Source organism: Halopseudomonas bauzanensis (assembly GCF_900114735.1).
Taxonomy (GTDB): Bacteria; Pseudomonadota; Gammaproteobacteria; order Pseudomonadales; family Pseudomonadaceae; genus Halopseudomonas; species Halopseudomonas bauzanensis.
Genome location: NZ_FOUA01000011.1, coordinates 35,663 through 49,704 on the forward strand (window position 1 = coordinate 35,663; position 14,042 = coordinate 49,704).

Consider the following 14,042-nt stretch of genomic DNA (forward strand, 5'->3'; position numbering starts at 1 on the left):
GCACGGCGCAGTCGGCCGGGGAGGAGGGGCCGCTCAGGAGCGCGGCTGCCAGGTCATATCGCCACGCGTGATGGCCAGCAGTTGGCGGTGGAGTTCCTCCGCCGCGGTGGCCGGCAGACGCAGGTGCAACTGCACGCCACTCCCATGCCGCACCTCCAACAGCTCGCCTTCAAGCTGCGCCAACAGATGGCGGGCGGAGCTTTCATGGGCGTAGGGTAGCTCGCAGAGCACCAGCAGGGTGGGAATGTGAGCAACCTTCTCGGCTTGCTGCAGCGCCTGGGCGACCGCGTCGGTATAGGCGCGCATCAGCCCGCCGGCACCCAGCTTGATGCCGCCGTAGTAGCGCACCACGGTTGCCAGAACGCCATCGAGCTGCTGGTGGCGCAGCACCTCCAGCATCGGCCGTCCGGCTGTGCCGGAGGGCTCGCCATCATCGACGGCGGCACTATGCCCCCCGGCAAGCAATGCCCAGCAGACATGGGTACTGTCCGGGTGCTCGGCGCGCAACTCATTGACCCGGGCCTGGGCGCTGGCGCGGTCGGCTATGGGCTCGACGCAGGCGATAAACCGGCTTTTGCGGATTTCCAGGGTGATATTGACGGGGCGGGCAAGGCTGAACATGGCGACGGCAAGTGCGAAGTGGGCGAGGCAGTATACGCCAAGCCGCGATGGACTGAACAAACGTCTGGACAGCTCAAGTGTGAGCCGTGGCGCTTGTCAGGCGGAAACCAGCAGCGCGCGGGCCAGCCAGAAGAGACTGCCCCGTGCCAGACCGGCTGCGGTTACAGGTCCCAGCTCAGCAGGATCTTTCCTTTATGCGCGCCAGCATCCATGAGGCGGTGTGCTTCCGGGTCCCGCCCAGGGCTGCGCTGCCAATGATCGAAGCGCCCAGCAAATACAAGCACCCGACGGGAGGTCGGGTGCTTGGCTCATTCAGTTAACGAGCGCGTTGTTACGCTTCTCTCTTCACATAACCGCCGGCATTGCGTTTGCTGTGATGCATCACCAGCCCGATAAAGCAGATCACTCCAACCACGATGCCTATCGCCTTGCTGTGTTCCGCCGGGAGATTGAAGCCAATACCGGCCGTTGCAATATAAGCGACGGTAATGGCGGTACCGATCACCGCCGGAATGCTGACGATCCAGTGGAATGTGCCTCGGTCCAGCAGATACTTGGTGGCCAACCACAATACGCTGGTCGACAGCAGCATGTTGGAGAAGGCGAAGTAGCGCCAGATCAGCGAGAAGTCCAGGAGCGTCATCATATAGGCCACGCCCAGTATGGGGGCTGCCAGAGCCAGTCGGCGCACGGCGGACTGGCGAATATGGAAGGCGTCGGTCAACGTCAGGCGCAGTGAACGGAACGCGGTATCACCTGAGGTGATCGGGAAGATCGCCACCGCCAGAATGGCCATGACGCCGCCGAAGATACCCAGATAGCTAGTCGCGATGTGATTCACCACCAGGCCCGGTCCACCCAGATCCAGCATGGCTTTGAGTTCGGGATAGCCGCCCGGGAAGGTAGCGATACCAGCCGTCGCCCAGACGCAGGCCACGATGCCTTCGCACATCATTGCGCCGTAGAACACCGGACGGGCATATTTTTCGTTGGTCAGGCAGCGGGCAATCATCGGCGACTGGGTGGAGTGGAAGCCACTGATCGCGCCGCAGGTGATGGTCAGGAACAGCAGCGGCCAGACCGGCAACCCATCGGGATTGGGCGTCAGGAAGTCATGATGCTCATGCGTATCGAAGAACGCGAAAATATCGGTGACCTGCGGCAGGTGGGGTGCTTCCAGCAGTACTGAAACAGCTACCAGGGACGTCATCACGATCATCAGCAGGCCGAACACGGGATACAGTTTGGTGATGATCTTGTCGATGGGCAGCAGGGTGGCAAAAAAGTAGTACGCCAGGATCAACAATACCCAGAAGGTGTTGCCCGCCAGGAAAGTGCCTTCGAAATAGGAAAGGTTACTCAGCAGCCCCGCAGGGCTCATGATGAAGACCACACCCACGAAGAACAGCAGCATGCAGGTGAAGATCAACATGACGCCCTTGAAGATCACGTTGTAATACTGGCCGGCGATCTCGGGCAGGCTCTTGCCGTCTTCCTTGAGGCTCATGACGCCGGAGAAGTAGTCGTGTACTGCGCCGCCCACCACGTTACCGATCACGATCCACACCAGGGCGATCGGGCCATACATGGCGCCCAGGATAGGGCCGAAAATAGGTCCGATCCCCGCGATATTCAGAAACTGGATGAGAAATGCCCGGATCGGGCTGATGGCAACATAGTCAACGCCATCATCGAGGCGCGCTTGCGGCGTCTTGATGGCAGGGTCGATCCCGGCCTGTTTTTCTACAAAAGGGCTGTAGAACTTATAGCCCAGTAGCAATATGGCAAGACTGGCAAAGAAAAGAAGCATTTATTTCGTTCCTCGTTATTTATTCTGGAGACACGACAACTGTCCCCTTCTTGAGCCGGAGCCGACCTGGAAAAAGCCCGGCAACTTAACAGAGGCGATTTGTCACTGCCTACTAGCCTATGGTCGCAGGCGTGTCCCTTCAGAAATCCTTGCTGAGGCGGGCGCGGCGGTTTTCAGCGTCTAGCTGCTACCAGCCAGTGCAACCAGGCGGGCCTCCAGGCCAGCGTCTGGGCTACGCAGAAGCCGGCCGCACTCAGCAGCTGTACCCAAATAAGTGTGCCGAAGGCCGCACCTTCGGTGCGAAGCAGCAGTACCAGGCTGATCAGCAACAACAGCGTGGCGACTGATTTGCGTCCCCGGCATTTACCGGGAGGGCGGGCGTCGGGGGCAATGGTCTTCAGATGCTGCGGCTGGCTGAGTGCAAGCTGGGCGAAGGCCAGGTAGGCGAGGGCAAAAGCCAGGAAGGTGGGGATCAGCTCAGGCATTGCGAGGCACTCGGTCATCCTGATGTGTCGCCTGTTTGAACTGCGCGAGCCTGATGCGCTTTGCGCTGATCAGACACACGCCGGTCAGCACCAGCAGCATCAGGTCCATGCCGGCGACTGCATGCAGGCCTGTGCGCAGACTATGCCCAAGGTGCGCGCCTGTAGTCAGCCAGTTCAACGCTACGGCGAGCAGCGCCATGCCGGCGGCGGTCAGTAACTGTTCGCGCCATGATCCGGCAGGGCGCAAGACTGCATGAGCCAGCGTCAGCGCCCAGGCGAGGAAGAATGCCCAGGCTTCAAGTGCCGCACGCTGACCCGGTGCGGCGGCAGCCACGGGCAAGACCCGGTTGGCGATGAAGAAGGCGAGCGTAGCGATGACCAGGCCGGTGCAGCCAGCAACCGCGATGGCCTCGACCAGGCGCGCACTGATCCGTCCCTGACGTGCATGCCGTGCGCGGCGAGCGCCGGTCCAGAACAATAGCCCGGTGCCGATCAGCAGGCAGCCACTCAGCCCTCCGGAGAAATATAGCCAGCGCAGCGTCCAGTGATCGAACTGTATGAAGTGCAAACCCGTCAGGAATCGTTGCACCCCAACGATGGGCGTCGTCCAGTGTTGATGCAGAAGTGCTCCAGTGTTGGCGTCGAATGTCAGGCGGTCCACGTTCATGGTGACTTCGTCAGCAAACCCGCGGCGCACTTCCACATAGGCATGGCGATCACCGGGGTTCCAGATGCGGATCAGGTAGGCTTTGCCCGGTCTGTCGGCATCAGACCAGATACGTTCGGCGCTGTGCAGCATTGCATCCAGCGAGGCCATCGGCGCCGCAGACCCGCTGACCGGCCGTGTGTAACCACCAAGGGCTTCCAGTTGCAGCCGCGCCCGGTCTTCGGCATAGAGACCATCGGCGATGTTGGGAAAGTAGATCAGGCAGAAGATCGCCAGCCCCGACAGGCTGATAAGGAAATGGAACGGCAGCACCATCACGCCGGTGAGGTTATGCAGATCAAGCAGTCCGCGTTGGAGGCGTTTGCGGGGGCGAAAAGTGAAGAACTCGGCGAGCAGCTTGCGGTGTGCGACGACACCGGATACCAGCAACACCAGCATACCCATACCGGCTGCACCCACCAGCCAGTAGCCGATGTTGAGCCAGGGCACATGCAGGCTGAAGTGGAACGGGAAAATAAAACCGGTGCCAGCCCAGCTCCCTTCATCGGCGAGCAATTGGCCGGAGTGCGGATCAATGTGCCGGGTAACTCTGTCCTGCCCGGGGAGCTGGTAAGACAGCTGCAGGGTAGGCGCGCGAGCGTCGGGCAGACGGACGGACCAGAGCGGTGAGGCGGCAGCCAACTGTTCTGCATGTGCAACCAGCAGGTGGTCGAGCGACAATTCGGTGGGTGGTGGTGGCAAGCGCGTGGCCGGCAGCATCCAGCGATCAATCTCGCGGTCAAACAGCGAAAGCGAGCCGGTCCAGAAGATCGCCATGAGTACCCCACCGAGCAACACGCCTGCCCAGCCGTGCAGCCAACTCATGGACCGGCGAAAGCCTGTACCTGGCGCCATATCAGTCTCCCAGCTGCGTCATGGTTAACAGGTCCTGCAGCAGCATGCTGCCGAAGGTGCCGCTCAAGAGGATCGCCCAGACACGCCACAGTCGTGGTTCACTGATACTCCACAGCAGCAAGGCTGGATAAACGAGCAGGCTGAGCATGGCAGTCAGATATACGGCTTCGCTGCGTGCCAGGTCGGATAGCATCACCGCGAGCACACTGCTCAACGAAGCCAGCGAGGCCGTACAGGCATAGCTACCCCCAATGGCCGCCAACAGGCGCAGCAGCAAGCTGCCACGCCGAAGGTCACGCGGGGAGGCGGGGCGCCGGGATGCCGTGATGGGCGATCTGCTACTCACTTCAGAAACTGGCCTGATAACCCAGGGTCAGGGTACGTCCGCGTCCATTGAATACGCGGCCATTGCGGGTCTGGTCTGAACCGGTGTTGGCGGCCTGGGAGTAATAGGTGAGGTAGTCACGGTTGAGCAGGTTCTCCACGCCGAGGCTGACATCGCCAACCGGCGTACGGTAGCCAATCGACGCGTCCACCAAGGTGTAGCCGTCAAACTCCAGCTCCGGCTGGTCGAAGTCGCGGCTGGCGTAGTGGTTGGCTTGCAGCAGGCTGTGCAGTTTGTCAGTCCAATTGGCCTGCCAGCTGATGCCGTAGCGATCCGGTGAGATGTTGGCGCCATTGAGGCCGGTATCGACTTTGCCGTCGCCGTTGGTGTCGGAGCGACCGTTGACCTGGGCATAGCTGAGTTTCAGGCGATGCGCATCGTTGACCTGCCAGCCGCCAGTGAACTCGATACCATCGATCTCCGTGCGCTCGCGGCGAACCTGGTAGACGCCGCCAACACTGTCCAGACGCGAGCCGAGGTCGGCGTCGGATTCGTAGTAGCTGATCTCGGCATCGAACGGGCCATGATTCAGGCGCAGGCCAACCTCCTTGTTCTCCGTCACGACCGGCTGCAGATCAAGGAAGTCGTCGACTCGTGTGCCTGGCGTACCAATCCCGCGCAATACGCGACCGACATCCGGCATGCCAAAGCCCTCTGAATAGTTGGTGAACAGCTGTGCCCAGCTGCTCACCTGCCAGACGGCGCCGATATTGTAGAGCGTTTCTTCAAAGGAAGGATTGCCCCCTTCGACGGCAACACCACCCGGTGGCTGGCTAGTGGAGGCAATGGTATGAAAACTGTCCACCTCAAGATCGGCGAACTCGTGACGCACACCGGCAAACAGGGTCAATTGATCGAGCGCCCGGATTTCCGCCTGCAGGAAAGGCGCGTAGTTGCGGAAAACCGTTTCAGGCACCCACTCGCGGTCCGTCAGGATCAGTTGTTGGCTGGTGGTGTCCTGCAGAATGTCGAGACCGCCGACGAGCTTCAGATGGTTGTCGAGCAAGCCATCGCGACTCAAGGTGAGCTTGGCGCCGTACTTGTCCGATTCGTTCTGTGACTGGTCGAACAGGGTACCGACCGGCGCGATGCTGGAGTCTTGGAAGGCAGCATTGATACCGCCACCAAAGCGCCCACGAAAGCGTTGGCTGTACAACTGCAATCCCAACTCGTTGCCGTACAGATCAGCATGCTTGTACGACAGGCTGCTAGCCAGCACCTCATTCTGCGGCGCCTTGCCCTGGGGGTCACCCTTGCGCGAGGTGGCTGGAATACCTGCGTTGGCATCGCCTGGAACATTGACGTAGTCATGCTCGCCTTCGACCTGATAGTGGTTGATCATCAGGTTGATGTTCTGGTTATCGTCCAGCCAGTAACCTAGTTTGAGCAGCACGTCCTGGGCCGTGGAGTCCATCACATCGCCCTGGGTATCATCGACACCGATGAGATCGCCGTTGGCATCGTAGAACATGCCCTGGGTATTCCAGCTTGCGGAGGCGAGATAATCAAAGCTGCCCTGGGTGCCCTCGACGCGGTAATCGAGCTTGTAACCCAGCCCTTCGGACTCGTAGTCGCCCGGTGCGGTGAGACTGATGCCCGCATGCTGACGCAAGGCGCCACCGGTTGGGCGGCGGGTGACGTAATTGATGATGCCGCCCGTCGCGCCCAGACCGTGTTCAGCGCTGGCACCGTGAATCACCTCGATGCGCTCGACCATCGATAAATCGATAACGTAGCCGTCGCGCTGACTGTCACGAAGTGGTGTCGACTGTGGTACGCCATCGATAAGAATCAGCGCCGAACGCCCGCGAAAACTTTCGCCCGCGCTGGACATTTTCTGTCGGCTCGGCGAGTAGGAGGGGATCAGGTTGCTCAGCACAGCGCCGTGATCAGAGGTGATGGCCAGTTGTTGCTCGATCTGCTCGCGACTGATCACCGTGATTTTTTGCGGCGTCTTTCCTGCTTCGGTTCCACCACGTGTGGCACTGACGGTGACGGCTTTGAGTTCCACTGTTTCCTGGGGCGTCGCGGCTGCGGCTGGCAGGGAAAGGCTAGCGAGCGAAATGGACAGGTATAGGCAGGGGTTGCGAAACACGTAGGCGCTCTCCAATGTTGTTGATACTTATTATCATGTGGGTGCGCAATATATATCGGCGGATAACGAGTGTCATTATCATTTGAGGTGTTTTCTTGATTGTTTCGGAAAGCTGATCGGGATGATCGAATGCGGCTGGCAGGTCGGCTGCAAGATATGACCGGCTGCGGCAATAGCCAGCGCTGATGCCAGCAATAACCTGCCTAGCCAACGCAGCGCCCGCTGCCGCAGTGGCTGCGGTTTGTGCCTGAATATCTGCTCGAAGTGTTGCGGTACGCGGGTGGGCAGGTTGGGTTTATGGCGGGATGGGGGGAAGCAGTGCGCATCCAGAGCAAACAAAAAAGCCCAGCGTTCGCTGGGCTTTGATCTGACTGGCGCACCCGACAGGATTCGAACCTGTGACCCCTGCCTTCGGAGTGCAATCTGGTACAGCGAGGTGCGTCTGCTTTACTGGTTGTAAATTGGTTCTAAAGGGCGTGGTATCTAGCTTTGGCGAAATAAGCTACTACCCCATCAACATCGCCTAACCTCACTCTGACCCTAATGAGTTGGGCACAAAAAACGAGTTTTAGCACATCGCGTTTTGACATTTAGCCGCGTTTGCCGAGACAGAATCAGACTAACAAACTTTCTGTTGATGTGGCTAGTATCCTGGCGAGTGCGCCAATAGTCTTTGAAATCTTTATGGCCCACTCAGTGAGGCTTCAATTATACGTCCGCACCTGTCGGACAGGTAGCAACTGCATTACTTTCCGCAGGCATTGCCTAACCAACCTGATGTCGATCACGATGGCATCTTGCAGCGGTTGGCTTCGGAATACACTTGGTTTCCACCAGGCTTGCTTAGCATTGCTTTGCCATACCCCTACACTGGCACCTATTCTGCACCGTAAATCCCACTAAATCCCAGTTGTGCAGCAGACTGTCAACAAAAAATCACCGCGTTACCACTCCACTTCCCCCGGTTTAGCACTGCGTATCCCCCAAAAGCTTCGTATTCCACCAAGGTAGTACCCACATATCCCGCAAAAACTTTGAGCGGTGGGTTAGGGACCGGCGTGACACATATGAAACGAACCTTGGACTGCGGGTTTTACCGTGGAGGGCATGGGATGAAGTATTTGAGGTTCACGCTGATCGGTGGTGCCGCTAGGGCGCTTTATGGCTTTGCCGGTTTGTGCCTGCTGGTGACACTGGCTTCAGGGATGGTTACATGACTTTGGGGGGTATGAATGTGGAGCTGACGATAGATGAGTTGCTGCAGGTTGCGGGCTCTAAGCGGTGGACGATATGGACTATTTCTATGATCGAGGGGACAGCCCGCTTGCAGCGATCGCAGCCATCTGATTTTAAAGCCCCATAACCAATCGATTATCTGGCTCAGTGGGGCTATAGGGCGACCCGCATACGCACTGGCAGAATCAAGTATTTGGACTAATGAACTTTGCTAACCGCTATAGGCGAAGTCGCCAAGTAGTCCCGAAGCTGGAATCCGAGCGACGACCCGGCGTCGACAAGCCGATCGAGTATGTCGAGTGTCGCCCTACGCAGGTTGACGTCTCGAATCAGGATCTCTCGATGATCATGCACCGCTATTCGGCAGATAGTCTCCGCGTGCCACAAGTTGTTTCCGTCGTCGAGTAAATCGGCGGGAGCTCTGTCCAAGGCGTCTCGCAGTTGGGGCAGTGCAGAAGGAATCGCGGATTTACGACCGACACCCGCGATCAGTTGTAGCAGGTACTCTAAGCCTTTCCGGCTATCGCCCACAGCAGTTAAACAGCTTGAGATGAAATGTGGGCGGGACCTGAAGAGCGCTAAGTCACGCCAAGCCTTGGGCCAGGGCGTTGAGCACAGTAAAAGCGTCCTTAGTACTTTGTCGAATCGGCTATAGAGTCTCCGACTCTTGGTTCTCAGCGAATCATCCCCGAGGACCCTAGCTGTCGCGCAATCCCATACACGCCAGAAGCTTGCGGCGTTTGCGAACTCCTGCTTCATGCACTCGCTAAGTACAGATTCCAGAACCCTTTCACTGAGTTCAGGCGCACTCTCGATACAGTAGTCAAACATATCGAATAGCGGTGAGTTTTCACTTGATTGCGCCATGAGCTCGACTGCGATCAAGTCTCCAAACTGCCACCGCGCCTCGAAGTCAACATAGTCGGGGTCATGCCGCTGAACCCTTGGCCCTTTTTCATGTTCCACCATCAGCTTGGTAAGCGTCATGAGCGTTTGTATTCGCCAGGTATCGGGAATCTCGCCACACGCAGCATCAAGAGCTATTGCCCACTCCTTGAGGGCCGCCAAACTCTTTGGTGAAGGACGCTGGGCAGGCGCCAGCTTTCGCAGGGCGGTGTTAAGTGACTCGGCCGTAGCTGCGCGGGCTTCACTGACCAAATCATGAGTCCTTCTACGCGGGTGTTGGATAGTTACGTCCAGTGCCTCGGCGTACTGAGCAAGACTGTTAGTCAGCACTTCGGCCAGCATAGGCTGCTTGGGCCTCAACTCGTCTGAGATTGCTTTGGCTGCAGCCCGGCGTATTTTCCACACCGGCTCAGTCACGATGTTGATTAATGCTTCAACCATCATGGGTAGAGATGGGGCGACTGCAGCAAGTGAGACAACCGCTCGCGCCCGCACTTCCCCCCTCAGGTGGTCTCGGCGCATCCATGCATCCTTATCTTCGATAACGGCAGTGCGTTCGAGAACAAGAGCCCGGGCCCACTGTAGCGCCTGTGAAGTATCGGCGGGCCACTTGTGTACCAGAGCGCAGGCAAGCTCATCCTCGAGGCCGGCGAGCAAACTGACTTCCTCTTCTTCAATCTCATCACAGAGGCGAAGGAGTTCTACATAGGGCTCAGACGGCGACGAGAATTGGTCTGTCGTTCCCGGCTCTGCTGTTGAAAATCTTCCCGTGACGGCTGCAGCCCAAGCACTCACGGCACCAATGCGGTTCATCCTCTGCATACCGGCCTGAGCTTTGTCACTGGCTTGCTGCAATTCAGGTTCCAGGTTGGCAATCTCCAGGGATACGCCCTTGCCATCGCTGGCAACTTCTCCGAGCTTTAATCCACGGATGTCCATACGTTTCAGCGCCATGCGCCAGCCGTCTGGTACCTCCTCCGTTTCATTCAGCGCCTTCGAGTGGCTGTCAAGAATCCTGTGGATGGCCTCGAGAAGGTCTGGACGGTTGAACTGCAGCTGAAGAACTAGATCTTCCAGGTGCCACCGTCTATGTGGCAGCCGATTGCTTGCTAAGCGCTCCTGCTGCCTAGAATCGTCCAGCCCGTCGTGGCCTCCATGGATGGCCAGCGCACCTGCCTCTCGTACTCTGCGAGCAATGTCGTCGGAGAAGAATTGCGGGCATTTGAAGATGGAAAGCATCTTCTCGGTTACGAGCTGAGGGTGAGCCATCAAGACCCCTGCAACCATTCCTGTAGTGAAACTCGACTCTCCCAGCTCCAGGATAATCTCGAGTACCTGCGAGATAACCCTGGGCTGCCCTTTAGCTTCTATAAACAGGCGTTCTTCCAGCGCCATTAAAGCCGCATTCAGGAGGTAGCTGGTGACTGAAAGACTGCGATAGGTTGCCCATAGACGATAGTCATGGATGTGTGGTCGATCATTGGGGCTTTGCTCCAGCGGAATAATTGAAACTTCATTCGGTTGCATCGTGGCAAACGCCTTAGCTGCGTGGTTGCACAGATCAACCACGAAGCGCACGCTCTTTGGCCAGTCGTAGAGCAACAGTGATCGGAAGGGGCCCTGTAAGACCGACGGTGGGAAGAATTCGTGATCTGCTAACTGACTCAGTCCCATTGCGGACTCCCACCCGAGCATGCCGAAGTCTCGTTCTACTTCCGGTTCGGACTTCGTGTAGAGATTCCAGAAGACCTTCCACACCAAGTCGGGAACGAAAAAGCTCACCTCGCGACAGTTCTTGAAATTGACCAGGAACTGAAGACGTTCCTCCGCATAGGAGTCGCGCATATCGGCGCCAGCCAGGAAGCGCCGCAAGAGCGCCTCAGTGAATGTCGTGAACCGGCAAGCGTCTGCACCTACGCAGCGACACAAAAGCGCATAGAAGCGCTTGCTAATCGATTGCTCATGGTACCAATCCTCTTCATCGCCCAAGCAGAAGTGCTCAGCCATGTTGAACACGTCGACCACTCGCTGGGTGGGCTTGTGCCAGTTCTCGTCGTGAGACGTGGCGTCTTCTGCCAGCTGGACAATCCAGGAGTAGTTTTCCGACGGCAGGTCGGGAAACGCCTTCGCGACTAACCCGATTACTACATCCCAAGCTTTGCCAACGGGGGCAGCCATACCGATCCGTAGCATGATCTCTCTGTTAGTAGGATCGTCTGCAAGGTGGGAGTAGTCGATAGAGGTTGGTCCTTTGCATGCAACGCGCAGCAAGTGGCTTAAGCGCTGTAAGAGGTTTGCGCTGTTGAAGGAGACACTGTTGCTCAGCTTTGCGACTAAGTCTTCCACACGCTCGGAGCGCAGTAATCCAATAGCCACCTCGTCTCGCCAAAGCTGTGGAATGGTCGAGTCTAGTTTGAGAGCGGCTTCGAGCAGCGCATACGCATCTGCGTCACCTTCAGCTGAGCGCTGCGCTGTCCAAGTGCGCAGTGCCCGGCGCATGCCCGCGTGTGAGCCAAGCTTGCCGAAGAGCACACCCCATGCCCTCTCGGCACCGCGTACTTCCTGGTCGACTCGGAAGAAGAGCGACCAATCTTCCAAGACGTCATGAGTGGGAGCTACGCGGAGCGCGGCGTCTTGTGCTAGCACCCCGTCTTGCACGAGAAAAGTCACTGCTTCAGCGTCCGCTGGTGCTTGTACGAACTGAGCAAAGCGCTCCGTACGCTCGTAGCAGACCTGGTTAAAGGCTATTCGACGGCGTTCGGCCATCCCTGCTTGCAAGCCCCTACTGGGAGCGACCAGCTCTGTCCACAGCCGCAAGCGCAAGTCATTGCCAGCAGCCTGGGGAAGAATTGCCCCAGTCGCGGTGTAGTTGAACGCAAGGCGCAGATAGTAAGGTGCTCGGAGAACTTCTCGCACACCACCGTCCCTAGCCGTAATGTCTTCAAGAGCCGTTCCGGTCACTGCCGAAGATATCTCCGCATCTGTCAGCAAAGGGACGTCGACAACTTGGTACGAGAAATCAGCGAGGAAGATGGAGTAGAGAGCGTTGAGAGCATAGGAGCGGGTTGTCACGCACAACCTCACTCCTTTGTGCTGGCGAACAAGCGCCAGCAGCTCTTCAAGCGCACCCGGGCTCCTGGCTTCGAGCGCCTTTTCCAGCGAGTCGATGACGATAGTTGGTGTGCCGCAGCGCAATAGACTCTCCATGCTGAGCACAGCATCCGGCATGCTACTAAGTGACTGAACTGTGGCTAGGCTTGGCTGGCTGAGCTCGTCGGCTCGAAAGAAGAACAGCGGGCCAGACTCATGAAGAAGGGGTGCGAGTTCTGCAATAACTGCTGACTTACCCGCACCCGGGCCGCCTGTGACTATGACGAGCTGTCGCTCATCGAAGCCCGACAGCACTTGGGCAACGCACTGGCCGCGAGGAACATGTGTGCCGTTGGGAAGCTTCGTTGAGATGAGCGAGAGCTGATGTCTAGCCCGATCTCTGAATTGCTCGGCAATGCTGCCAAGGCCACCTTGAACAGTGAGGCGGCTGACAGCTTCTTGGATGCCAACTTGCGCAGTCGTTTTCCAAGTCTCAGGTGTAATAGTACCGACACTAATGCCTTGCTCTAAGACATATGAAAACAGCCCGTTCCATACCTGCTCGCCGGAATCTCCAGGCCGGTTTGAAGCCAAAAGAGCTTGAACCAGACTTAGCTCTTGTGAGCCCTCGGTTCCGAGGTCATGTACGTCGACACGTAGCCGTAGCAATAGGTCGAAGACAAGCTCGTCGGAGTACTTGTCGGCAAGCGTGTTCCTTGAGACCTCCTTGAAGGCGTTCCAGGTGCGCTTATGCTGTGCGTCAAAGAGCTTGGAATTGAGCTTTTGAAGGAAGTCGGCTAGGTCCAGTGAAGCTCGAGATAACTCACAGAGCCGTTTGGCTGCTTGGTTGGCGGGTGTCGCTGGTGCCACGGTAGCAAGGATCAGAAGATCACATGCCCGATCAAAAGGGCTGCCCTCTACTCCTAGATAGTCGCGCCAAGCCCCCTGCAAACCATCAATAAAGTCTTCGTCGCTAGCTGTAGCATTAAGACCACGCTTGCACTGGATGAGCTGAAGTCGGGACTGCCCACTGTTTCTAACCTGGCAATAGATATCGTCGGTGTGAGCGCCCGTGTAACGTGCCTCAAAGCGTAGGGTCTCTACCTGGGAGCCATGCAAACCAAAGGCACTCGGCACCCCTGTTAGCATGTTTGCGAGATAGAGGGCTCCAACTCGCGCTTGGAATACCCCGCCGCCGCCGCCAGTGGCCACGGTGCTCATGAGGTGGGTGCCTTGAAGGGGCGCACGCTTCGTTTTTCTCTCTGTGCTCATCCGGAAATATCCTCGCCGCTCCTTGGCGCATCGTACCAAGCTTGCTGTAATAGCTACACCTGAATCGCACCGGGTTTCGTGGAGGCCTCAACTCTTGAGAGAATGAGGCATGAAGAAATCTAATAGCTATTCCCCTGAAGTCCGTGAACGTGCTGTGCGCATGGTTCTGGAGAACCTGAAGGACTACCCCTCCGAATGGGCAGCCATCGAATCCATTGCGCCCAAGATTGGCTGTGTCCCCCAGACGCTGCATGGCTGGATACGCAAACACCAGACTGATATTGGCCACCGCCCCGGCCAGACGACCGAGGAACGAGAACGCATCAAGGCTCTGGAACGCGAGAACCGGGAACTGCGCAAAGCGAACGAGATTCTGCGCCTGGCCAGTGCGTATTTTGCCCAGGCGGAGCCCGACTGGCCGGCACCCCGGCGCCGCAACAAACCCTGAACGCCTTCGTTGACGAGTACCGTGACCGCTACGGAGTCGAGTCGATCTGTCGGGTAATCCAGATCGCTCCGTCCGGTTATTACGTGCATGCAGCCAAAGCCCGTCAACCCGAACTGCGAAGCGCTCGTGCCAA

The 14,042-nt window shown here is 58.0% G+C and carries 8 protein-coding genes, 1 tRNA gene, 1 pseudogene and 1 other annotated feature; of the genes and pseudogenes, 1 reads left to right on the forward strand and 9 read right to left on the reverse strand.

All coding sequences use genetic code 11. The annotated features are described in order from the left end of the window. Positions 1–33: 33 nt before the first annotated feature. The 9 genes from BM267_RS16315 to BM267_RS16355 all read right to left on the reverse strand — a co-directional run bounded on the left by BM267_RS16315 (position 34) and on the right by BM267_RS16355 (position 13,410). Entirely contained in the window at positions 34–621 is a 588-nt protein-coding gene (locus BM267_RS16315; RefSeq protein WP_074781338.1) for an IMPACT family protein, read from the reverse strand. A gap of 331 nt (positions 622–952) precedes the next feature. Further along, positions 953–2,431, reverse strand: coding sequence for a carbon starvation CstA family protein (locus BM267_RS16320; RefSeq protein WP_074781339.1), 1,479 nt, complete (start codon positions 2,429–2,431; stop codon positions 953–955). Between the two features lie 173 nt (positions 2,432–2,604). Continuing rightward, positions 2,605–2,916, reverse strand: coding sequence for a DUF3325 family protein (locus BM267_RS16325; protein WP_074781340.1), 312 nt, complete (start codon positions 2,914–2,916; stop codon positions 2,605–2,607). After that, on the reverse strand, positions 2,909–4,477 hold the full coding sequence (locus tag BM267_RS16330; RefSeq protein WP_074781341.1) for a PepSY-associated TM helix domain-containing protein: 1,569 nt from the start codon (positions 4,475–4,477) through the stop codon (positions 2,909–2,911). The genes BM267_RS16325 and BM267_RS16330 overlap by 8 nt, the downstream gene beginning before the upstream one ends. A 1-nt stretch (position 4,478) precedes the next feature. Then, positions 4,479–4,754, reverse strand: a complete 276-nt coding sequence (locus BM267_RS16335; RefSeq protein WP_235818303.1) for a phosphoethanolamine transferase CptA — start codon at positions 4,752–4,754, stop codon at positions 4,479–4,481. 70 nt (positions 4,755–4,824) lie between these two features. Next, positions 4,825–6,873: a TonB-dependent receptor gene (locus BM267_RS16340; protein WP_235818304.1), complete on the reverse strand. Its 2,049-nt coding sequence runs from the start codon at positions 6,871–6,873 to the stop codon at positions 4,825–4,827. 162 nt (positions 6,874–7,035) lie between these two features. After that, positions 7,036–7,296 (reverse strand): DUF3325 family protein, encoded by a 261-nt coding sequence (locus BM267_RS17035; protein WP_074781342.1) that lies wholly within the window; start codon positions 7,294–7,296, stop codon positions 7,036–7,038. 33 nt (positions 7,297–7,329) lie between these two features. Beyond that, positions 7,330–7,397 (reverse strand) — tRNA-Arg (locus BM267_RS16350). A gap of 994 nt (positions 7,398–8,391) precedes the next feature. After that, positions 8,392–13,410 carry an ATP-binding protein gene (locus tag BM267_RS16355; protein WP_218144739.1) on the reverse strand — a complete coding sequence of 1,673 codons (5,019 nt, stop codon included), beginning with the start codon at positions 13,408–13,410 and terminating at the stop codon, positions 8,392–8,394. Positions 13,411–13,570: 160 nt separating this feature from the next. Between BM267_RS16355 and BM267_RS16360 the strand changes: the two are divergent. Further along, positions 13,571–14,042 (forward strand): annotated as a pseudogene (locus tag BM267_RS16360) (transposase); the annotation flags it as partial. Further along, positions 13,849–13,980, forward strand: a sequence feature (AL1L pseudoknot). It overlaps the preceding pseudogene by 132 nt.